15 protein-coding genes and 1 pseudogene are annotated in these 23,233 nt (G+C 59.8%); 7 read left to right on the forward strand and 9 right to left on the reverse strand.

The genetic code is table 11. The annotated features are described in order from the left end of the window. Positions 1-18: 18 nt before the first annotated feature. From BLR20_RS11370 to BLR20_RS11395, 6 genes and pseudogenes are all read right to left on the reverse strand, one after another. A complete protein-coding gene (locus BLR20_RS11370) occupies positions 19-720 on the reverse strand; it encodes an ABC transporter ATP-binding protein (RefSeq protein ID WP_010432462.1) in 702 nt (233 codons plus the stop codon). Next, positions 721-1,488 carry a high-affinity branched-chain amino acid ABC transporter ATP-binding protein LivG gene (gene livG / locus BLR20_RS11375; protein ID WP_003314434.1) on the reverse strand — a complete coding sequence of 256 codons (768 nt, stop codon included), beginning with the start codon at positions 1,486-1,488 and terminating at the stop codon, positions 721-723. Further along, the gene (locus BLR20_RS11380) at positions 1,485-2,750 is read right to left on the reverse strand and encodes a high-affinity branched-chain amino acid ABC transporter permease LivM (RefSeq protein ID WP_010432465.1); all 1,266 of its coding nucleotides are present in this window, start codon (positions 2,748-2,750) and stop codon (positions 1,485-1,487) included. The genes livG and BLR20_RS11380 overlap by 4 nt, the downstream gene beginning before the upstream one ends. Next, positions 2,747-3,670: a high-affinity branched-chain amino acid ABC transporter permease LivH gene (livH, locus tag BLR20_RS11385; RefSeq protein ID WP_010432468.1), complete on the reverse strand. Its 924-nt coding sequence runs from the start codon at positions 3,668-3,670 to the stop codon at positions 2,747-2,749. The genes BLR20_RS11380 and livH overlap by 4 nt, the downstream gene beginning before the upstream one ends. Before the next feature lie 227 nt (positions 3,671-3,897). Then, entirely contained in the window at positions 3,898-5,022 is a 1,125-nt protein-coding gene (locus tag BLR20_RS11390) for a branched-chain amino acid ABC transporter substrate-binding protein (protein ID WP_003425596.1), read from the reverse strand. A gap of 76 nt (positions 5,023-5,098) precedes the next feature. After that, positions 5,099-5,349 (reverse strand): annotated as a pseudogene (locus tag BLR20_RS11395) (hypothetical protein); the annotation flags it as partial. Here BLR20_RS11395 and BLR20_RS11400 point away from each other — a divergent pair. Continuing rightward, the gene (locus BLR20_RS11400) at positions 5,348-5,653 is read left to right on the forward strand and encodes a DUF2288 domain-containing protein (protein WP_010432472.1); all 306 of its coding nucleotides are present in this window, start codon (positions 5,348-5,350) and stop codon (positions 5,651-5,653) included. The pseudogene BLR20_RS11395 and the gene BLR20_RS11400 overlap by 2 nt on opposite strands. 151 nt (positions 5,654-5,804) lie before the next feature. Here BLR20_RS11400 and BLR20_RS11405 read toward each other — a convergent pair whose 3' ends face one another. Together BLR20_RS11405 and rapA are read right to left on the reverse strand one after the other, a co-directional pair. Beyond that, a complete protein-coding gene (locus BLR20_RS11405; RefSeq protein WP_054994054.1) occupies positions 5,805-8,096 on the reverse strand; it encodes a putative bifunctional diguanylate cyclase/phosphodiesterase in 2,292 nt (763 codons plus the stop codon). 840 nt (positions 8,097-8,936) lie between these two features. Further along, positions 8,937-11,783 (reverse strand): RNA polymerase-associated protein RapA, encoded by a 2,847-nt coding sequence (gene rapA, locus BLR20_RS11410; RefSeq protein WP_054994058.1) that lies wholly within the window; start codon positions 11,781-11,783, stop codon positions 8,937-8,939. Between the two features lie 233 nt (positions 11,784-12,016). Here rapA and BLR20_RS11415 point away from each other — a divergent pair, with 233 nt between their 5' ends. Then, a complete protein-coding gene (locus BLR20_RS11415; RefSeq protein WP_010433360.1) occupies positions 12,017-12,364 on the forward strand; it encodes a hypothetical protein in 348 nt (115 codons plus the stop codon). Positions 12,365-12,464: 100 nt separating this feature from the next. Then, a complete protein-coding gene (locus BLR20_RS11420; RefSeq protein WP_010433362.1) occupies positions 12,465-12,620 on the forward strand; it encodes a hypothetical protein in 156 nt (51 codons plus the stop codon). A 246-nt stretch (positions 12,621-12,866) separates the two neighbouring features. Here BLR20_RS11420 and BLR20_RS11425 read toward each other — a convergent pair whose 3' ends face one another. Continuing rightward, on the reverse strand, positions 12,867-13,337 hold the full coding sequence (locus BLR20_RS11425) for a MaoC family dehydratase (protein ID WP_010433364.1): 471 nt from the start codon (positions 13,335-13,337) through the stop codon (positions 12,867-12,869). 368 nt (positions 13,338-13,705) lie between these two features. Here BLR20_RS11425 and fadD2 point away from each other — a divergent pair, with 368 nt between their 5' ends. The 4 genes from fadD2 (at position 13,706) to BLR20_RS11450 (ending at position 23,119) form a co-directional block, all read left to right on the forward strand. Beyond that, the gene (gene fadD2, locus BLR20_RS11435; RefSeq protein ID WP_054994052.1) at positions 13,706-15,394 is read left to right on the forward strand and encodes a long-chain-fatty-acid--CoA ligase FadD2; all 1,689 of its coding nucleotides are present in this window, start codon (positions 13,706-13,708) and stop codon (positions 15,392-15,394) included. 352 nt (positions 15,395-15,746) lie between these two features. Continuing rightward, entirely contained in the window at positions 15,747-17,438 is a 1,692-nt protein-coding gene (gene fadD1, locus BLR20_RS11440) for a long-chain-fatty-acid--CoA ligase FadD1 (RefSeq protein ID WP_054994051.1), read from the forward strand. A 406-nt stretch (positions 17,439-17,844) separates the two neighbouring features. Further along, positions 17,845-21,756, forward strand: a complete 3,912-nt coding sequence (gene hrpA, locus BLR20_RS11445; RefSeq protein ID WP_054994050.1) for an ATP-dependent RNA helicase HrpA — start codon at positions 17,845-17,847, stop codon at positions 21,754-21,756. A gap of 241 nt (positions 21,757-21,997) precedes the next feature. Continuing rightward, on the forward strand, positions 21,998-23,119 hold the full coding sequence (locus tag BLR20_RS11450) for a beta-ketoacyl-ACP synthase III (protein ID WP_054994049.1): 1,122 nt from the start codon (positions 21,998-22,000) through the stop codon (positions 23,117-23,119). The last annotated feature ends 114 nt before the right edge of the window (positions 23,120-23,233 follow it).

Below are 23,233 nucleotides of genomic sequence, written 5' to 3' on the forward strand. Positions count from 1 at the left end.
TCGGGAGGTGGCATGCGCTTAGCCGCCCAGATACGCGTCCCGCACTTTCGGATCGACCAGCAGCTCTTCACCTGTGCCTTGCATGACCACGCGGCCGTTTTCCAGTACGTAGGCGCGGTCGGCGACTTTCAGGGCCTGGTTGGCGTTCTGTTCGACCAGAAACACCGTCACGCCATCGCGACGCAGCTGTTCGACGATCTCGAAAATCTGCTGGATGATGATCGGCGCCAGGCCCAGTGAAGGCTCGTCCAGCAACAGCAGCTTGGGCTTGCTCATCAGCGCACGACCGATGGCCAGCATCTGCTGCTCGCCACCGGACATGGTGCCGCCACGCTGATTGAAGCGTTCCTTGAGGCGCGGAAAGAGATGCAGGACCTTGTCCATCTGCTCCTGATAATCATCCTTTTCCGTGAAGAAACCGCCCATCGCCAGATTTTCTTCAACGGTCAGACGCGCAAACACCCGACGGCCTTCCGGCACCACGGCAATGCTCTTGCGCATGATGATCGACGACTCCAGCCCGACCAGTTCCTCGCCCATGTAGCGAATACTGCCGCTGTGAGCGCGCGGCGAGCCGCACAGGGTCATCAGCAGGGTGGACTTGCCCGCGCCGTTGGCGCCGATCAGGGTGACAATTTCACCCTGGCGCACTTCCACGTTGACGCTGTGCAGCGCCTGGATCTTGCCGTAGAAGGTGGAAACGTTTTCGAACTGCAGCATTTACGCTTCCCCCAGGTAGGCTTTGATCACATCAGGATTGTCACGAATCTGTTCTGGCGTGCCATCGGCCAGCGGCGTGCCCTGATTGATCACCACGATGTGGTCGGAAATGCTCATTACCAGTTTCATGTCGTGCTCGATCAACAGGACCGTCGCGTTGTGCTCGCTGCGCAACACGCCGATCAGTGCTTTCAGGTCATCGGTTTCCCTAGGGTTGAGACCCGCCGCCGGTTCGTCGAGCATCAGAATGCGCGGACGCGTCATCATGCAGCGGGCGATTTCCAGGCGGCGTTGCTGACCGTAGGCCAGCGTCCCGGCAGGGCGATTGGCGAATTCCCTGAGGTTGACCGCCTCAAGCCAGTGCTCGGCATAGTCCATGGCTTCACGTTCGCTGCGGCGAAACGCGGGCGTCTTGAACAGGCCGGACAGGAAGTTGGTGTTCAAATGCCGGTGCTGGGCAACCAGCAGGTTCTCGACGGCAGTCATTTCCTTGAACAGGCGCACGTTCTGGAACGTACGCACCACGCCCTTGCGCGCGATCTGGTGGCCAGCCAGGCCCTGGATCGGTTCACCGTCCAGCAGAATCGTACCCGCGCTCGGCCGGTAGAAGCCGGTCAGGCAGTTGAAGACCGTGGTCTTGCCGGCGCCGTTAGGGCCGATCATCGATACGACCTGCCCCTGATTGACGGTCAGGGCAACGCCATTGACCGCCAGCAGGCCGCCAAAACGCATGCTCAAGCCAGTGGCTTGCAGTAATGGGCGGCTCATTTCGGCAGCTCCGCTTTCAATTTCATTTCGGGGCGCTGCATCGGCAGGAAGCCTTGTGGACGCCAGATCATCATCAGCACCATCAGCGCGCCGAACATCAGCATGCGGTAGTCACTGAACTCACGCATCAGCTCAGGCAACAGGATCATCACGATCGCCGCCAGGATCACACCCAGTTGCGAGCCCATGCCACCCAGTACCACGATGGCCAGAATGATTGCCGACTCGATGAAGGTGAACGATTCCGGGGTGATCAGACCCTGACGTGCAGCAAAGAAGCTGCCTGCGAAACCCGCGAATGCAGCGCCGAGTGTGAAGGCCGAGAGTTTGATCACGGTCGGGTTCAGGCCCAGTGCGCGACAGGCGATTTCGTCTTCGCGCAGTGCTTCCCAGGCCCGGCCGATCGGCATGCGCAACAGGCGGTTGATGACGAACAACGCCGCCAGTGCCAGCAGCAGGGCGATCAGGTAGAGGAAGATGACCTTATTGATCGAGTTGTACGGCAGACCGAAGAACTCGTGGAAGGTCTGCATGCCCTCAGCTGCCTTGCGCTCGAAAGTCAGACCGAAGAAGGTCGGCTTTTCGATGTTGCTGATGCCGTTCGGACCGCCGGTGATATCGGTCAGGTTACGCAGGAAGATGCGGATGATCTCGCCGAACCCCAACGTCACGATGGCCAGATAGTCGCCGCGCAAACGCAATACCGGAAAGCCCAGCAGGAACCCGAACAGCGCTGCCATCAACCCCGCGATCGGCAGGCAGATCCAGAAGCCGAGCCCGTAATAGTGCGACAGCAGGGCATAGCTGTAGGCCCCGACCGCATAGAAACCGACATAGCCCAGGTCAAGCAGACCTGCCAGCCCGACCACAATGTTCAGGCCGAGGCCGAGCATCACGTAGATCAGGATCAGCGTGGCAATGTCCACCGCGCCGCGCGACCCGAAGAACGGCCAGATGAAGGCCAGCACGATGAGCGCCGCAAGGCCCCAGCGCTGGGTTTTCGGCTGGGTCAGGAAGTCGCTGGTCTTTTGCGGGATCAGCGGTTTTTCGGAGCCGCGACGCATGCCGCTGATCTGCTCGGCGAACAGTACGCGCAGAAACAGCAGGACCGAACACACGGCAATGATGGTCAGGGTCAGCGGGCTGGCGTTCTGCACTTGCAGGGTGACGCCGGAAAAGGCCAGTTTCAGGCCGAACACCGGGTAGGCCACGGCCCAGACCAGCGCGGCGCTGAACAGCGCCTGTTTGAAAGACTTGCTCATACTTTCTCAACCTCCGGACGACCCAGAATGCCGGTCGGTCGGAACAGCAGCACCAGGACCAGCAGGCCGAAAGCCACGACGTCCTTGTACTGATCACCAAAAATGTCGGCACCGAAGGCTTCGGCGACGCCCAGCACCAGGCCACCGAGCACGGCACCCGGGATCGAACCGATACCGCCCAGTACCGCAGCCGTGAAGGCTTTCAGGCCGACGAGGAAACCGGCGTTGGGGTTGATCACGCCGTATTGCATGCTCAGCAGCATGGCGGCGACGGCGGCCAGTGCAGCACCGACCACGAAGGTCAGGGCGATGATGTTGTTGGTGTTGATCCCCAGCAGATTGGCCATCTTCATGTCCTCGGCGCAGGCGCGGCAGGCGCGGCCCATTCGCGAGCGCGAGATGAACAGGGTCAGGCCGGTCATGGCCAGCAGGGTGACGACGAACACCACTATCTGCATGTAGGAAATCAGAACTTCCTGCGCACCACCGGGCCCGAACGACAGGCTGCCGGGCAGCAGGTTGGGGATGGCAAAGTTGCCGGAGCCCTGGGAAAGCTGGACCGAGTTCTGCAGAAAGATCGACATGCCGATTGCAGAAATCAGTGGAATCAGACGGTTGCTGTTGCGCAACGGACGATAGGCCACACGCTCGATGCTGTATCCGTAGGCACTGGTCACGATGATTGCAGCGGCAAAACCGGCAATCATCAGCAACGGCAGGCTGTGAATCCCCAGCATCGCCAGACCGGCGAGTGCCATGAAAGCTACATAGGAACCGATCATGTACACCTCGCCATGGGCGAAGTTGATCATTCCGATGATGCCGTACACCATCGTGTAACCGATGGCGATCAATGCATACGTACTGCCAATGGTCAGGCCATTGACCAGCTGCTGCATGTAGTGGAATAACTCGGGCATTTACCGCGCTCCTAAAAACCTGATCTGCATTTCTCTGACGTGCGCCGGGGTGGCATTCTGTCGATGCGTAGCCTGTTGCGCTGTCAAGGAACCGCTATTGACGGTTTTAAGATTTTCAGGGGGCCTCGTGCATGCCGTTCGGGTTGCCGAAACGTGCGTACGGGCCTGGATTCGTAAAACAAAGCCCACTGCGCTGGCAGTGGGCTTTGAGGGTTGACGCAAGCAGCTTATTTGGCGGCTTCGGTCTTGGGTTTGCCGAAGTGCCACTCGTAGACCACGAACTGGAAGTTCTTCAGGTCACCTTTCTCGTCGTAGCTCAGCTCGCCCATTGGCGTCTTGAAGGTACCAGCATGGATGGCAGCAGCCACCTTGGTGGTGTCTTCGGACTTGGCGGCAGCGATGCCGTCAGCAATGACCTGTACGGCGGAGTAGGACGGGTACACGAACGGGCCGCTCGGGTCCTGACTCTTGGCCTTGAAGGCTTCGGTCAGTGCCTGGTTGGCCGGGTCCTGGTCGAAGGATTTTGGCAGGGTGACCAGCAGGCCTTCCGAAGCATCACCCGCGATTTGCGAGATGGACTCGTTGCCGACGCCTTCAGGGCCCATGAATTTGGCATTCAGGCCTTTTTCCTTGGACTGACGCAGGATCTGGCCCAGCTCAGGGTGGTAGCCGCCGTAGTAGACGAAGTCGACGTTGGCCTGCTTGAGCTTGGCGATCAGCGACGAGAAGTCCTTGTCGCCAGCGTTGATGCCTTCGAACAGTGCAACCTTGACGCCTTTTTTCTCCAGCGTTTGCTTGACGGCTGTCGCGATACCTTCGCCGTACTGCTGCTTGTCGTGGATGACTGCAACGATTTTCGGCTTGGCAACGTCGGCAATGTAGTTGCCTGCGGCCGGACCCTGGGCACTGTCGAGACCGATGGTGCGGAACACCAGCTTGTAACCGCGCGCGGTGATTTCCGGGCTGGTGGCGGCCGGGGTCACCATGATGATGCCTTCGTCTTCGTAAACGTCGGAGGCGGGCTGGGCAGAGCTGGAGCAGAGGTGACCGACCACGTATTTCACGCCGTCATTGACCACTTTGTTGGCCACCGCAACGGCCTGTTTCGGATCGCAGGCGTCATCATATTCGACGGCTTCAAGCTTTTTGCCATCTACGCCGCCTTTGGCATTGATCTGCTCGATGGCCATCTTGGCACCATTGAACTGCATGGTGCCGTATTCGGCGACAGGGCCGGTCTTGGGGCCGGCGATGCCGATCTTGATGGTGTCGGCTGCGAACGAATGGCTGGCAACCCCCGCCATAACCAGTGCGGCAAACAGCCTTGAAAGCTTATTGGTACCCTTAGTCATGATGCTCCACTCTTGCGTTGTAGTTTTTATAATCCTGAGGGCCAAGGGCTCCAGGACCGATTCGATCACCGGTTGTGCCACGCCACCAACTGTACCGGAACAGTTTAGAGCGCCGTTCGCTGGCTTGAAAAGCCGGGCGTCCGGGGACAAACCTGTGCGTGTCGCTTAATCGAAAGAAAGTTACAGAATCAAACGCTTGAGTGCCTGAAATTACTTCAGATCCATAAGGTTATCTGCACTTCCCTGCGATAAATCACCTGCTTCTGGGCTTGCCGGTGGGAAAGTCGGCGCTATCATTGCGCCGATTTTCTTTCTGGTGAAACCCATGACGCAAGAACCTAGCACCCTCTATGCCAAACTGCTTGGCGAAACCGCCTCAATCACCTGGTCTGAATTGCAACCATTCTTTGCCAAGGGTGCCCTGTTGTGGGTCGAGCTGCCTCTGGATTTGATCGAAGTCGCCGAGGCGGTGGCCGAAAATGATGCAGCCAGGGTGTCTGCATGGTTGGCTGAGGGGCGGGTTGGCAAGGTGTCTGAAACCAAGGCGCTTGAGCTGGTGGAGACAGATCCGCTGCTCTGGGCTGTGGTAGTGGCACCTTGGGTTCTGATTCAAAACAGGGCGCAGGCTTGATTTGCGCACCAGTCAGGTGCCGCGCGGTTTTCCTGAGTGAGTTGGAAGGTAACTCTTCGGCAGCCCGCGTAGCGTAAAACCCCACCTTGGAGGTGGCGGTTTCCGCGGGCTGCACTGTTTCTTTTCGACGATGGAGCCGTGCGCCGCCCCCTCAGGTACGCACAGGTCTGGGACTGGCAAAATCGTCATTGTCACGCAGTTCGGCAAACACATCCGGAGTGTCTGGTGTTTCGCTGTCCGACTCCTCGCTATGCTGTTTTGGCAGGGCAGACCAGCGTGTAGTGGGCTCGTGCTGGTTCATCTGTCTGGCAAGGGGCAAGATGCGCTCCAGCGGCTGGGGCCTGCTGAACAGATAACCTTGTACGTAATCACTGCCAAACTGCCTGAGAAACTCCAGTTGATCCTGGGTTTCGACGCCTTCCGTCACCACTTTCAAGCGCAACGTATGCGCCATGACGAGGATTGCCTGAACGATTTCCATGTCCTGCGGGGACTGCGGAATGTCGATAATGAACGAACGGTCGATCTTCAGCGTGTCCAGTGGCAGTCGCTTGAGATAGGCGAGCGACGAGTATCCCGTGCCGAAGTCGTCAATCGACAGTGAAACACCCAGGCTGCGAATGTGCTTGAGCATCTGGATGGTGTTGCTGATGTTGCCCATCAAGGCATTTTCGGTTACCTCCAGTTCAAGCTGTCCAGGTGCTGCGTCAGCATCGGCCAGCGCCCGCTCAACCTCTTCGACCAGTTCGTTGCGGCCCAGCGTCAGCGCTGAGCAGTTGACGGAGATGATCAGCTGTTCCAGCCCTTCCTGACGCAAAGTGCGCAGGTCGTGACAGGCGCGGCGCAGCACCCAGTTATCCAGCTCGGCAATCAGACCGTTAGTCTCGGCAATGCTGATGAAGCGCGCGGGTACCAGCAGGCCGTGGTGCGGGTGATTCCAGCGCACCAGCGCCTCGAGCTTGGCAACGTGGCCAGTGCGCATGTCGACGATAGGCTGGTAATACACCTGCAGTCCCTTGCCCTCGCGCAAGGCATTGCGCAGTTCTTCTTCCAGTTGCAGCTCCAGACTGGCCTTGGTCTTGAGCGCCGGGTTGAAGAAGTTGACACCGTTGCGCCCTTTTTCCTTTGACTGATAGAGCGCGAGGTCCGCGTGCTTGAGCAGCTCATCGCAGGTCGAACCGTCACGCGGGAACACTGCAATACCGATACTGGTGGTCATGACCATGCGTCTTCCTGCCAGCGCGATGGTCTCCTTCATTTTTTGCATGACCCGATGGGCCAGGTGGCGTGCCTCTTCGTAGTCAGGAATGCTCAGCAGGATGCAGAATTCGTCGCCGCCGAAACGCGCTACCACGTCCTGAGCGCGAGTAGCATTGCGGATTCGCTCGGCGATCACCTTGAGCAGATCGTCACCTGCATCATGGCCCAGGCTGTCGTTGATGCGCTTGAAGTGGTCGATGTCCAGAAACATCACTGCAAGCATGTCGTTATTGTAGGTGTGCTCCTGCAGCTTCTCGGCGAAGATCTGATTGAAACCGCGGCGGTTGATCAGGTTGGTCAGCGGGTCGTAATGCGCAACCTGCTGAAGCGAGACGCGTGCCTGATCCAGTTGGGTAAGCAGTGCATTGACCCGCTGCAGATCATGCTCCTTGCCTTGCAGTTTCTTGTCAGCCATTGCCGCGCTGATGCTGCCGGCGATGATCAGCAGGGCGATGGCCGCGATGGTAAGCCCCAGCTGTTGGCTGTTTTCGGTGGTGGGGCCGCTCAGCTCTATGCCTTCGGGGATCACCAACCGCAGCGCCTTCATGCCCATCAGGTGCATGGTCAGCAGGCCTGCACCCAGCAGAAGGCTGACCGCGTAACGGAACATCTGGTGAAACATGCCGTTGTACTGGCGCAAATGCCGGGACAGGGTCAGAAGCGCAATGCTGGAAAGAACCGCGACCAGGATCGACAGGGCAAACATCCGCGGCTCGTAGTACTGCTCAGCGGCGGAGCGCATGGCCGACATGCCCAGGTAGTGCATGACACTGATGCCGATCCCCATGACCACCGCACTGATCAGGCAGCGTCTCAGGGTAAGCTCCGGAATGGTCAGCGCCCGCATGGCCACGAACGCAGTGATCAACACGATCAACAGGGATATCAGCGTGATGGAAAGGTCGTAAGCGATTTTGAGTGGCGCCTGGAATGCCAGCATGCTGATGAAGTGCATCGCCCACACGCCACCGGCCAGGCATAGCGCGCCTAGCGCTTTCCAGAGGCGACGGCTTCGGAGGGCGTCGACCTGAATGACGCGGTCGGCAATGTCCAGCGTGGCAAAGCACGCAGCACAGGCCACGCCGTACGCCAGCGCGACCAGAAACAGGTTATGACTACAGTCGATCAACAATTGCACGTCCGCTGGTGGGCCAGCGAATACGTTCAAACCCAGCCAATCCATAGCTTGCCCTATTCTCACTGCAAGGGCGCCAGGGCTGAAAGCCTGGCGTTGTAAGCTGAGTATAGAAGCTGTTTACAACCTGCCAATACACGAGGTGCCAATTTGGCATCAAAGTGATGGCTGGCGCGTCTGGGCTCTATGATTGGGAGGACGCAGAGCGTCCGGAAGGGCATGCCTACGCGGAGCATGGGCACGATAGGGGGGGCGGATATCTCGGAGCAGGGATGCGGTTACGGTACACATCGTTCCTCACGCTCCAGCGTGGGAATGCCTTTCATGACGCTCTGCGTCATAGCCTGAGCAAGGGAGGACGCAGAGCGTCCGGAAGGGCATGCCCACGCGGAGCATGGGCACGATAGGGGGGGCGGATATCGCGGAGCAGGGCGCGGTTACGGTACACATCGTTCCACACGCTCCAGCGTGGGAATGCCTTTCATGACGCTCTGCGTCATAGCGTGAGCAAGGGAGGACGCAGAGCGTCCGGAAAGGCATGCCCACGCGGAGCATGGGCACGATAAGGGGTGTTGCGGATATCGGGAGCAGGGGCGCGGTTACGGTACACATCGTTCCTCACGCTCCAGCGTGGGAATGCCTTTCATGACGCTCTGCGTCATAGCGTGAGCAAGGGAGGACGCAGAGCGTCCGGAAAGGCATGCCCACGCGGAGCATGGGCACGATAGGGGGGGCGGATATCGCGCAGCAGGGGTTGCGGTTACGGTACACATCGTTCCTCACGCTCCAGCGTGGGAATGCCTTTCATGACGCTCTGCGTCATAGCCTGAGCAAGAGCGCCAAGCCCATGCGGCGCATGGGCATGGCAGGTGGGTGTGTAACCGGTCTTCAGCCTGCGACCAGTACCCGAATCGCTTCCAGGCGCAGGGCCGCTTTCTCAAGCATGGCCAGACCCTGTTCCCGTTGAGTGCGCAGAGCTACCAGCTCACTGTCGCGCACGGTCGGGTTGACCGCTTGCAATGCCGTCAGGCGCGCCAGTTCTTCTTCGGTATCGGCTGCCAGGCGGCGCTGGGCTTCAGCAACGCGCTCTGCGTGCTTCGGCGTGATTTTCTCTTCGCCCGCGTTGATTCTCGGGGTCAGTTGATCACGTTGTGCCTGGATGAACTTGTTGGCGCTGGCACGGGGCACACTTTCGAGCTGATCATTGAGCGTGTTGAACGAGACACGGCCGGCCAGATCGTTGCCATTCGGGTCGAGCAGGCAGCGCAGCGCGGCAGGCGGCAGATAACGTCCCAGCTGCAGCGAGCGAGGCGCAACCACTTCGCTGACGTAGATCAGTTCCAGCAGAACGGTGCCCGGCTTGAGCGCCTTGTTCTTGATCAGTGCCACGGCAGTGTTGCCCATCGAACCGGACAGCACCAGATCCATGCCGCCTTGCACCATCGGGTGCTCCCAGGTGATGAACTGCATGTCCTCGCGGGACAGCGCCTGATTGCGGTCGTAGGTGATGGTCACGCCTTCGTCGTCGCCCAGCGGGAAGCTGGCGTCGAGCATCTTTTCACTCGGCTTGAGGATCAGGGCGTTTTCCGAATGGTCCTCGCTGTCGATGCCAAACGCGTCGAACAGGGTTTCCATGTAGATCGGCAGGCTGAACTGATCGTCCTGGTCGAGGATCGCTTCGACCAGCGCTTCGCCTTCGCCAGCACCGCCGGAATTGAGTTCCAGCAGGCGGTCGCGACCGGTATGCAGTTCGCTTTCCAGACGTTCGCGTTCGCTGCGTGCCTCATCGATCAGGGTTTGCCACTCGTCGTCGTCACCGCTTTCCAGCAGCGGCAGCAAGCGCGGTCCGAACTGATGTTGCAGGGCGTTGCCGGTCGGGCAGGTATTGAGGAACGCATTGAGCGCTTCGTGATACCACTGGAACAGGCGTGCCTGCGGACTGGTTTCCAGGAAAGGTACATGCAGCTCGATGGTGTGCTTCTGGCCGATCCGGTCCAGACGCCCGATACGCTGCTCCAGCAAGTCCGGGTGCGACGGCAGATCGAACAGGACCAGATGGTGGGAGAACTGGAAGTTGCGGCCTTCGCTGCCGATTTCCGAACAGATCAGCACTTGGGCGCCAAACTCTTCGTCGGCAAAGTAGGCCGCCGCACGGTCGCGCTCGAGGATGTTCATGCCTTCGTGGAAAACCGTGGCAGGAATACCGGAACGCACACGCAGCGCATCTTCCAGGTCCATGGCGGTTTCGGCGTGGGCACAGATGACCAGCACCTTGACGCGCTTGAGCATTTTCAGGGTATCGATCAGCCAGTCGACGCGTGGGTCGAAGCGCCACCAGCGCTCTTCTTCGCTGACGTCCGACTGCGACTGGAAGCTGACTTCCGGGTAAAGATCGGCGTGCTCGCCGACCGGCAATTCGAGGTATTCGACGGGGCAGGGCAGCGGATATTGATGCAGCTTGCGCTCCGGGAAACCCTGCACGGCGGCACGGGTGTTGCGGAACAGCACGCGGCCGGTGCCATGACGGTCCAGCAGTTCGCGAATCAGACGCGATTTGGCTTCTTCGTCGCCGGTATTCACCGAGGCCAGCAGCGAATCGCCTTCGGCACCCAGGAAACCGTGAATGGTTTCTTGTGCTGCAGCGGACAGCTTGCCCTTGTCGAGCAGCTCCTGAACGGCCTGGGCCACCGGGCGATAGTTCTCGCTCTCGGCGCGGAAGGCCTTGAGGTCGTGGAAACGGTTCGGGTCCAGCAGGCGCAGACGGGCAAAGTGGCTGTCCTGGCCCAGCTGTTCCGGTGTGGCGGTCAGCAGCAGTACGCCGGCAATGACTTCGGCCAGCTGTTCGACCAGGGAGTATTCGCGGCTGGCCTTGTCTTCGTGCCAGACCAGGTGGTGCGCTTCGTCAACCACCATCAGGTCCCAGCCTGCCGCAAACAGGGCATCCTGGGCTTTTTCGTCTTCGACCAGCCATTCCAGGGCAACCAGCGCGAGCTGGGTGTCTTCGAACGGGTTGCCGGCATCACTTTCCATGAAGCGCTCGGCGTCGAACAGCGCGACCTGCAGATTGAAGCGCCGACGCATTTCCACCAGCCACTGGTGCTGCAGGTTTTCCGGGACCAGGATCAGTACGCGGTTGGCGCGGCCCGACAGCAGCTGGCGGTGGATCACCAGACCGGCTTCGATGGTTTTGCCCAGGCCCACTTCGTCGGCCAGCAGAACGCGTGGCGCGATGCGGTCTGCAACTTCACGAGCGATGTGCAACTGGTGGGCGATAGGCTGTGCCCGCACGCCACCCAGACCCCAGAGCGAGGACTGCAACTGGCGGCTGGTGTGCTCGAGCGTGTTGTAGCGCAGCGAAAACCATGACAACTGGTCGATCTGGCCGGCGAACAGACGGTCGGTAGCCAGGCGGAACTGGATGAAGTTCGACAGCTGGGTTTCCGGCAGCGTGACCACTTCGTTCTGCGCGTTCAGGCCGTGGTAGACCAGCAGACCATCGACATCGTCGACTTCGCGAACGGTCATTTTCCAGTTTTCGAAGTGCGTGATCACGTCGCCAGGGGAGAAGCGCACGCGGGTCAGCGGCGCATTACGCAGTGCGTACTGACGTGTTTCGCCAGTGGCCGGATAGAGCACGGTCAACAAGCGGCCGTCCTGTGCCAGAACGGTGCCCAAACCCAGCTCGGCTTCGCTGTCACTAATCCAGCGTTGCCCCGGTTGATACTGCTGCGCCATGCTGCCTGTCTCCCGCTTGAAAAAGCTGAGTATGTTAACGGAACGCGCCCCGAAGGCCAAAGGCAGCGTGAAAAAACTCATGGTCAGCGCCGGAACCTATCGAATTTTTGGTTCCATGACACTTATTTCACTGAGAGCAGTCAAAAAAGATCTTATAAACCATCACTGGCTATTTCAGCCCGGTTCAAGTTGCCTCGTGCACGGCCGAAACCCCGGTAAGAGGAGATAAAACCATGCTGCAACCTATGCTTCCGTTAAGTGTGGTGCCTGTGACATCACAGCTGGATCCGGCCAAGCGCATGCCGGACATTCCGCCTGTCGCGCCAGTGCAGGAGAGCTCCAGCGAGACCTCTATTGACCTGCGCAATGAAGATACTGAGCGCAGCGCGTTGCTGTTGCGTGAAGAGCAACAGCGCCAGCAGCAACAGCAGCAGGCTCAAGGTCATGGCGGGGGCGAGGCTGAGGAATACCAGGGGCTTGTTGTTCCGGGTGATTCGCTGAATGCCGACAACACCGTACCGGTCGTACCGCTCATCGACGACGAGCCGCGCCAGGGGCTTTGGGTGGATATTCAGATCTGATCGCCGCATCGTCCGTGTCTGTAATGGTCACGGCACTGGTCAGGGCTGCTGCGATTGAGCATTATTGGCCCTGATTTCCCGTGTTCGAGAACCGCAAGCCATGAGTGACGATGCACAACTGATCGACCTGGGTGCCGAGCGCGCCAAGCGTATTCACGATCTGAATGACAAGCGTCTCAACGAGGTACGCAACGCCTTCGAACAGGCGATGCCGTTGAGCGGCAAAAAACCGAAGAAAAAGCCCAAAAAACGCTGACACCCCACCTGTATGTCGACCTCCGTCAGTGATCCCGCGTGCCCGCCCGACAGGCACCCGGCTAACTGATCTGGATCAACCCGTCTGCGTGCAATCTTGATTAAGCTGAGCCCATCGAGTACCGGACTCACCGCCTGAAAGGTCAGGCCGGCAGGGATCTCGGCCACTCACACATGAGCACGCAAGGCACTTGGGGCGACTTCGGTCGCCCTTTTTTTGTGCCTATATCATTTGGCGTGCCGGTTTTCAGCCGAAGGTGATGGTTGGCAATACGGTCAGATCAACGGTCTGCTGCTTGCGCGGAGCGAGGATTTCAGCTTCGCCATCAACGACCAGTTCATCGTTCTGGTTGAAGACGCGGGTGGCGATGCGCACGCGGAATTTAGGCAGTTTTTCCAGGATTTCCAGGCGCACAGTCAGGGTGTCGCCCAGTTTGACCGGCTTCTGGAAGGTCATCTGCTGACCGATATAAATGGTGCCCGGGCCAGGCAACTCACACGCAACCGCCGCACTGATCAGCGCGCCGCTGAACATGCCGTGAGCAATACGCTCCTTGAACATGGTCTTGGAGGCGTATTCAGCGTCCAGATGGACCGGGTTGTGGTCACCGGACATGGCGGCGAACAGTTGAATGTCACGCTCTTCCACTGTCTTGCTGTAGCTGGCGGTCTGACCGACTTCAAGGGCTTCGTAAGGCGTGTTGGTGACTTGAGTCATGTGGCTGTCCTGACAATAAAAATGAATTGAAGCGCGCCGGTTCGTGCAATCCGACCTGGCCTTGATTTGTAACACTTGATGACCTGTCGCCGCCAATGCGCGGACAAGATCATTCAGACGCTTGCTGGCGCTCCCCGGATCACATTCAAGGCAAATAATAAGCAAACGTCGTGTGAATAAGGCTGTTGCGCTATAGGGCAAGTGTCTTTGCCAGCCCGATTGCCGTGCGCAGTGTATCGCCGGCGACAGATTTCAGTCTGAACAGAGACAAGATTCATGCTGCTGATGAGGCCCGGACGATTATTTGCCTGCGGCGCTTTAACTGCTAACGTCCGCCCAGACCTATGCAGGGAAAAAGGATAAAAATAATGCAAGCTGATTTCTGGGATGACAAGCGGCCGGCGGGTGTCGACGCCGAGGTGGATCTGCAGACCTACCAATCGGTCGTCGAGGTGTTCGAGCGCTGCTGCAGGAAGTTCGCCGACCGACCTGCGTTCAGCAACATGGGCGTGACGCTGACCTACGCGGAACTCGAGCGTCACTCCGCCGCCTTTGCCGCCTATTTGCAGCAGCACACGCAACTGGTACCGGGTGACCGCATTGCCGTACAGATGCCCAATATCCTGCAATACCCCATCGCAGTATTCGGTGCGATGCGTGCCGGTCTGACAGTGGTCAACACCAACCCGCTGTACACCGCGCGCGAGATGCGCCATCAATTCAAGGACTCTGGTGCCAGGGCGCTGGTCTACCTCAACCTGTTCGGCAAGCTGGTGCAGGAAGTGCTGCCGGACACGGCCATCGAATACCTGATCGAAGTGAAAATGGGCGACATGCAGTCGGCGGCCAAGGGCTGGCTGGTCAATACCATTGTCGACAAGGTCAAGAAGATGGTCCCTGAATTCCATCTGCCTCAGGCCGTCGGCTTCAAGCGGACGCTGCGCCTGGGGCGCGACAGCCGCATGCAGGTCGTACCGCGGGGGCTGCAGGATGTTGCCGTTCTGCAGTACACCGGTGGCACCACGGGGCTGGCCAAGGGCGCGATGCTCACTCACGGCAACCTGGTCGCCAACATGCAGCAAGTCTATGCCTGCATGCGCCAGCACGGTCCGCAAGGCGAATCGCTGTTTGAAGAAGGCAAAGAGGTGATGATCGCGCCGCTGCCGCTCTATCACATCTACGCGTTCACAGCGAACTGCATGTGCATGATGATCAGCGGCAATCACAACATCCTGATTACCAATCCTCGCGATATCGGCGGCTTCATCAAGGAACTGGGCAAGTGGAAGTTCACTGCCATGATCGGCCTCAACACGCTGTTCGTGGCGCTCATCAACCATCCGGAATTCAAGAACCTGGATTTCTCGACGCTGAAAAGCACCAACTCCGGCGGCACTGCGCTGGTCAAGGCCACGGCCGAGCGCTGGGCGCAGATCACCGGCTGCACGATCGTCGAAGGTTACGGCCTGACCGAGACGTCGCCTGTCGCCAGTGCCAATCCCTACGGCGCTCTGGCGCGCCTTGGAACCGTGGGTATTCCCGTACCTGGCACCGCGATGAAAGTCATCGATGACAATGGCCTCGAATTGCCTTTCGGTGAGCGTGGCGAGCTGTGCATCAAGGGGCCGCAGGTCATGAAAGGCTACTGGAACCAGCCTGAGGCCACTGCCGAGTGCCTGGATGCCGAAGGCTGGTTCAAGACCGGTGACATTGCAGTGATTGGCGCTGACGGTTTCGTCAGCATCGTCGACCGCAAGAAAGACCTGATCATCGTGTCCGGCTTCAATGTCTACCCCAACGAAATCGAAGACGTGGTCATGGCCCATCCGAAAGTCGCCAACTGCGCCTGTATCGGCGTGCCGGACGAGCGCTCGGGGGAGGCGGTGAAGCTGTTCGTGGTGGCGCGAGACCCGGGGCTGAGCATCGAAGAGCTCAAGGCCTTTTGCAAAGAGAATTTCACCGGCTACAAGGTGCCCCGGCAGATTGTTCTGCGTGATTCGTTGCCGATGACACCGGTGGGCAAGATTTTGCGACGGGAGCTTCGGGACATCACCTGACCCTTTAATCGTCTCCATGTGTGTACCTGACCCCGTTTGCAGGCTGCTGCAAACGGGGTCGGTTTTTTCATAAATCGACGATTATGCCGATTGAACGCTCTGGTCCGGTACTTTCACGGCGATGATGAAAATTTATTAAATGTATTTAAAGTGACCGTTTGTTATTCGCTGGTCGCATTAGTGACTGTGCGGCCTGCTTCTGCCTCTAGTCGGCCTTTGGCAAAGCTGCTACTCTCGGCGCGCTTTTTGATCAGTCATAAAGCGAAAAAGCGTCTACTGCATAATTCCAAGCACAAGAAAATCATCGCTTCAGGCGATGTGAAGAATTCGCTATCGCTACGGAGCCGACTGAATGATTGATAACTTCTGGAAGGACAAGTACCCGTCCGGTATCCCTGCCGATATCAACCCCGACGAGTACCCTAACGTCCAGGCGGTCCTGAAGCAGTCCTGCCAGCGCTTCGCCGACCAACCGGCGTTCAGCAACCTGGGCAAGACCATCACCTACGGCGAACTGTACGAGCTGTCCGGCGCGTTTGCCGCCTGGATCCAGCAACATACCGACCTGCAGCCGGGTGACCGTATCGCCGTGCAGCTACCCAACGTATTGCAGTACCCGATTGCCGTCTTTGGTGCGATTCGCGCCGGGCTGATCGTGGTCAACACCAACCCGCTGTACACCGCGCGGGAAATGGAACACCAGTTCAACGACTCCGGTGCCAAGGCGCTGGTGTGTCTGGCAAACATGGCCCATCTGGCCGAGAAGGTCGTACCCAAGACGCAGATCAGGCAGGTGATTGTCACCGAAGTGGCCGACATGCTGTCGCCGTTCAAGCGCTTGCTGATCAACAGCGTCATCAAGTACGTAAAGAAGATGGTCCCGGCCTATCACTTGCCCAAAGCCATCAAATTCAACGATGTGCTTGGCAAGGGCCGTGGTCAGCCAGTCACCGACGTGTCGCCTGGGAGCGCTGATGTTGCCGTGCTGCAGTACACCGGCGGCACCACCGGCGTGGCCAAGGGTGCAATGCTGACGCACCGCAACCTGATCGCCAACATGCTGCAATGCCGGGCGCTGATGGCGTCAAATCTGGGCGAAGGCTGTGAAATCATCATCACGCCGCTGCCGCTCTATCACATCTATGCCTTCACCTTTCATTGCATGGCGATGATGCTGCTCGGCAATCACAACATCCTGATCAGCAACCCGCGTGACCTGCCGGCCATGGTAAAGGAGCTTTCGAAATGGAAGTTCAGCGGCTTTGTCGGCCTTAACACGCTGTTCGTGGCCCTGTGCAATAGCGAAGGCTTCCGCAACCTCGATTTCTCGGCGTTGAAAGTCACCTTGTCCGGCGGCATGGCCTTGCAGCAGGCCGCCGCCGAGCGCTGGAAGCAGGTGACCGGCTGCCAGGTCTGCGAAGGCTATGGCATGACCGAAACCAGCCCGGTGGCCACGGTCAATCCCGCTCAGGAAGTGCAGATGGGCAGCATCGGCATTCCCGTACCCTCGACCCTGTGCAAGGTCATCGACGATGCGGGCAACGAGCTGGCGTTCGGTGAAACCGGCGAGCTGTGCATCAAGGGGCCGCAGGTCATGAAAGGCTACTGGCAGCGCCAGGAAGCGACCGATGAAATGATCGACAGCGAAGGCTGGCTGAAGACCGGCGACATCGCGATCATCCAGCCTGATGGCTACATCCGGATCGTCGATCGCAAGAAAGACATGATCCTGATCTCCGGTTTCAACGTGTACCCCAACGAACTGGAAGACGTGCTGGCGACACTGCCCGGCGTGCTTCAGTGCGCCGCGATCGGCGTACCGGACGAGAAGTCGGGCGAGACCATCAAGGTCTTCGTGGTGGCCAAACCGGGCGTTACCCTGACCAAGGATCAGGTCATGGAGCACATGCGCGCCAACCTGACCGGCTATAAAGTGCCGCGCAGCGTCGAATTCCGCGACGTGCTGCCGACCACCAACGTCGGCAAGATCCTGCGTCGCGAGCTGCGTGATGAAGAATTGAAGAAACTGGGTGTGAAGAAGTAAGGCAGGCCAGACCCCGGATTGACGTTCATTTCCACGCCAGGCACATCGTCACGAGAAGTGTTCTCCCGAACACCTCTCGTTCCTCACGCTCCGCGTGGGAATGCCTTTCGTGACGCTCTGCGTCACACGCTAAAGCGCTGTACCAGATGCCGGCACCACTAAAGCCTGAGTTTCGTTTAGGCGCGCGGTCTCGCCAGACTGAAGATTTGTGACGCAGAGCGTCACGAACTGCATGCCAACGCGGAGCATTGGCACGATAGGCAGTCAGATTTGTGCATGGATCTGAGCGCCAGGGGGAGTCCAGTGGATGATACTGCGTACTGCCCGAACCTCAGACCATCGTCACGACCCACCGCAATCTGCGACAATCCGCATCTGCCATTTGAAAAAAGACCCTGCGCGCCTGATGACCGAAGAATCGCCCTCTATCGACCAACTTCTGAAAAACCTCGACCAAGCGATGATCAGCGAACGTCATCGTCTGCGCCGTCAGTTGCACGATCTGCGCAAAAAGCCCGACGAGGCGAAGCTGGCGCAGTGGGTTGCGCGCGTTCAGGCGTCCTGCGCGCAGGTCACGGCGCGGCGTGAAAGTGTGCCGGCGATCCGTTATGACGATAACCTGCCCATCGCTGCCAAGCGTGACGAGATCAAGGAAGCGCTGCTCAAGCACCAGGTGCTGATCATTGCGGGCGAGACCGGCTCCGGCAAGACCACCCAGTTGCCGAAAATCTGTCTGGAAATCGGTCGCGGTCAGCACGGTCTGATCGGTCATACCCAGCCGCGCCGGATCGCCGCTCGCAGCGTGGCCAGCCGGGTTGCCGAGGAAATCGGCACACCGCTGGGTGCGCTGGTCGGCTATCAGGTGCGTTTCGAGGACCAGAGCGACAGCAATACCCTGATCAAACTGATGACCGACGGCATTCTGCTGGCTGAAACCCAGCATGACCGTTTTCTTGAACGCTACGACACGATCATCGTCGACGAAGCCCACGAACGCAGCCTGAACATCGACTTCCTGCTGGGTTACCTGAAAACCCTGTTGCCGCGTCGTCCGGACCTGAAGGTCATCATCACTTCCGCGACCATCGACCTGCAGCGCTTTTCCGAGCACTTCAACGATGCACCGGTGATTGAAGTGTCCGGGCGTACCTTCCCCGTGGACGTCTGGTATCGGCCGCTGACCAGCGAGCAGGACGAAGATGGCAACAGCGTCGAAGAGGACCTGACCGTCGATCAGGCGATTCTGGCCACGCTGGACGAGCTGGCGGCTTTCGAGCGCAGCGAGCGCAAGAGCCCGGGCGACGTGCTGGTGTTCCTGCCCGGCGAGCGCGAGATCCGCGATGCCGCCGAGGTGCTGCGCAAGGCGCAGCTCAGGCATACCGAGATTCTGCCGCTCTACGCGCGCCTCTCGCCGGCCGAGCAGCAGCGTATCTTTCAGTCGCACCCCGGTCGGCGTGTGGTGCTGGCGACCAACGTTGCTGAAACCTCGCTGACCGTGCCGGGCATCCGCTACGTGATCGACACCGGCACCGCGCGCATCAGCCGCTACAGCTACCGCGCCAAGGTCCAGCGCCTGCCGATCGAGGCGGTGTCGCAGGCCAGCGCCAACCAGCGCAAAGGCCGTTGCGGACGGGTCGAGCCCGGCCTGTGCGTGCGTCTGTACAGCGAAGAAGATTTCAACGGTCGGCCGGAATTCACCGACCCCGAGATACTGCGCACCAACCTGGCTGCGGTCATCCTGCAGATGCTGCACCTGCGTCTGGGCGAGATCACCGACTTCCCGTTTATCGAGCCGCCGGACGGCAAGGCGATCAGCGACGGTTTCAACCTGTTGCAGGAGCTATCGGCGGTCAACCGCGAGAATCAGCTGACCCTGCTGGGCCGTCAACTGGCGCGTCTGCCGGTGGACCCGCGCATGGGCCGCATGCTGCTGGAAGCCGCAAAGCAGGGCAGTCTGCAGGAAGTGCTGATCGTTGCCAGCGCCATGTCGGTACAGGACGTGCGCGAGCGTCCGCCAGAGCGTCAGCAGGCAGCGGATCAGGCCCACGCGCAATGGAAGGATGCCGACTCGGACTTCGCCGGGATGGTCAATCTATGGCGCGGCTTCGAAGAGCAGCGCCAGACCCTGACCGCCAGCCCGTTGCGTAACTGGTGCCGGCGCAATTTTCTGAATTACCTGCGCCTGCGGGAATGGCGCGATTCCCATCGGCAATTGAGCCTGATCTGTCGCGACCTGCAACTGACGGTCAACAAGGACCCTGCCGATTACCCGAAATTTCACAAGGCCATTCTCTCCGGTCTGCTGAGTCAGATCGGGCAAAAGACCGACGAGGGCGATTACCTCGGCGCCCGGCAGCGGCGCTTCTGGATTCACCCGTCCTCCGGGTTGGGCAAGAAGCGTCCACAGTGGCTGATGACCGCCGAACTGGTGGAAACCACCAAGCTGTACGCGCGCATGGTCGCCAAGATCGATTCGGACTGGATCGAGCCGCTGGCCGGCCACCTGATCAAGAAAAATCACTTCGAGCCGCACTGGGAGAAGAAGCGCGGGCAGGTCGTGGCGTTCGAACAGATCACCCTGTTCGGCCTGATCGTGGTCGGCCGTCGTCCGGTGCATTTCGGGCCCATCGACCCGGTGATCTCGCGCGAGCTGTTCATCCGTGAAGGCCTGGTGCGTGGCGATATCCTGTCGCGGGCCAAGTGCCTGAGCGCCAATACCCGTTTGCTGGAACAGCTCGACGAACTGGAAGCCAAGGCTCGACGTCGCGATATTCTGGCTGACGAAGACACCCTGTACAGCTTCTATGAAGCGCGCATTCCGGCCGAGATTCATCAGACGGCCACGTTCGACAGCTGGTACAAAACCGAAAGCCAGAAGAATCCGCAGCTGCTGATCATGCGCGAAGAGGACGTGCTGGCTCGCGAGGCCAGCGAAGTCACCGCCGCGCAGTATCCGGACACCTTGCGACTGGGCGACCTGAGCCTGTCGCTGAGCTACCACTTCGAACCCAATCACCCGCGTGACGGCGTGACCTTGCGCGTTCCCGCGCCGTTGTTGCTGTCGCTGCCGGCCGAGCGCCTTGAGTGGCTGGTGCCGGGGTTGCTCGAGACCAAATGCATCGCGCTGGTTCGCAACCTGCCCAAGGCGGTGCGCAAGAACTTCGTGCCGGTCCCGGACTTCATCAAGGCGGCGTTGCAGCGCATGACCTTTGGCGAGGGCTCGCTGCCTCAGGCGCTGGGCCGTGAACTGCTGCGCATGACCGGCGTACGAGTCAGCGACGAAGCCTGGGTCGAGGCGGCACAGCAGCTTGAAGGCCACCTGAAGATGAACCTGGAAATCGTCGATGGCAGCGGCAAGTTTCTCGGCGAAGGACGTGATCTGGCCGAGCTGACGGCGCGCTTTGCCGAGGCGAGCCAGGCCGCGCTGGCCGTGCCACAAACCGCGAAAAGCCAGCAGCCGGTGCAGGCCAAGGCTTTCGCTGCGGTGGCGCAGAAAACCCAGCAGAACATCGCCGGGCTGTCGATGACGGTTTATCCGGCGCTGGTCGAAGAGGGCGGCGCGGTCAAGGAAGGCCGGTTCTCGACCCAGGCCGAGGCCGAGTATCAGCATCGCCGTGCCTTGCAGCGTTTGCTGTTGCAGCAGTTGGCCGAGCCCGCCAAGTTTCTGCGCAACAAATTGCCGGGGCAGACCGAGCTGGCCTTGCTGCATCGCGAACTGGGGCGCATCGATGCGTTGATCGAAGACATCCTGCTGGCCAGCCTCGACAGCTGCGTGCTGGAAGGTGAAGCCGAGCTGCCGCGCGACGGTGCCGGTCTGCTGTCGCTGGCTGAGCGCAAGCGCGCCGACTGGACCGAGCATGCCGAGCGGCTTGCAAAGCTGACGCTGGAAATTCTCAAGCTTTGGCACGGTCTGCAAAAGCGCTTCAAAGGCAAGATTGATCTGTCCCAGGCCGTGGCGCTCAACGACATCAAGGCGCAACTGAGCAAGCTGGTGTACCCCGGATTCGTCCGTGAGACCCCGGCGGTATGGCTCAAGGAACTGCCGCGTTACCTGAAAGCCATCGAGATGCGCCTGGAAAAACTGCCGGCTCAGGTGCAGAAGGACCGGGTGTGGAGCATCGAACTGGCAGGTCTGTGGGCGCAATATCAGGCACGCGCCGACAAGCACGCTCAAGAGGGCAAGCGCGACCCGGAACTGGCGCTGTACCGCTGGTGGATGGAGGAATACCGCGTCTCGCTGTTCGCCCAGCAACTGGGCACGAAAATGCCGGTGTCGGACAAACGGTTGAGCAAGCAGTGGAGTCAGGTGGAGAGCTGATCCGCTGCTTCACGCCGCGAAGTAAATCGTCGCTATCGGGCCTATATTCATTGGCCCGATAGCGCCAAAACCGGGCTCTGTGGCACACTCCGCGCCTGTCTTCACCGTGTCATGAAATGCTGCTCCCGATTGCGGGCAGCTTTTACAGTCGCACTGGTACGGGGGTCCCAGAAAGCAGTGGGCCTCCAGCTGCCGTGCCTGAGCAGGTCATTACCTGCAACCCAATAAGAGAGGAACGACCGTGCACAACGTCGTCATCAGCGGCACAGGCCTGTTTACCCCGGCCAACAGCATCTCCAACGAAGAGCTGGTGCAGTCTTTCAATGCCTATGTTGCACAGTTCAACAGCGATAACGCCGCCGCCATCGAACGTGGTGAAGTGCAGGCGCTGAGTGAATCCAGCGCCGCTTTCATCGAAAAGGCTTCGGGTATCAAAAGCCGCTTCGTCATGGACAAGCAGGGCATTCTCGATCCGCAGCGCATGAAGCCCAACCTGCCGGAGCGCAGCAATGACGAATGGTCGATCCTCTGTGAGATGGGTGTAGCTGCCGCCAGGCAGGCGCTGCAACGCGCGGGCAAAACCGCTGCCGACATCGACGGTGTCATCGTTGCCTGCTCCAACCTGCAGCGGGCCTACCCGGCGATCTCCATCGAGATTCAGCAGGCGCTGGGTGTCGCCGGTTACGGGTTTGACATGAACGTAGCCTGCTCGTCGGCCACCTTCGGCATTCAGGCGGCCTGCAACAGCGTACAACTGGGTCAGGCCCGCGCCTTGCTGGTGATCAGCCCGGAAATCTGCACCGCACACCTTAATTTCCGTGACCGTGACAGCCACTTCATCTTTGGTGACGGCGCCACTGCGGTGGTGGTCGAGCGTGCCGACCTTGCCACGTCGCCGCACCAGTTCGATATCGTCAGCACCCGGCTGCTGACCCAGTTCTCCAACAACATCCGCAACAATTTCGGCTTCCTCAACCGTACCGCGGAGGAGGGCCAGAACGCGCCGGACAAGCTCTTCGTGCAGGAAGGCCGCAAGGTCTTCCGCGAGGTCTGCCCGATGGTCGCCGAGCTGGTCGCTGCGCATTTGCAGGACAACGGCATCAACATCACCGACGTCAAACGCTTCTGGCTGCATCAGGCCAACCTGAGCATGAACCATCTGATCGTCAAGAAGCTGCTGGGCCGCGACGCGACGGTCGAAGAAGCGCCGGTGATTCTCGACACCTACGGCAATACCAGCTCGGCGGGTTCGGTGATTGCGTTTCACACCTATCAGGATGACTTGCCGCAAGGCGCGCTGGCGGTACTCAGTTCGTTTGGCGCCGGTTATTCGATCGGCAGCGTGATCCTGCGCAAGCGCTGATCGCGTGCGACGGGCAGCGCTCTTGAGACGAGCGCTACCTGTCATATCCCGTTATGTCATGTGCAGGCCATTGGGTCTTTATCGTGTTGGCTATCCACAAAGCCATTAGCGGTA

The sequence above is a fragment of the Pseudomonas congelans genome (genome assembly GCF_900103225.1).
Taxonomy (GTDB): domain Bacteria; phylum Pseudomonadota; class Gammaproteobacteria; order Pseudomonadales; family Pseudomonadaceae; genus Aquipseudomonas; species Aquipseudomonas congelans.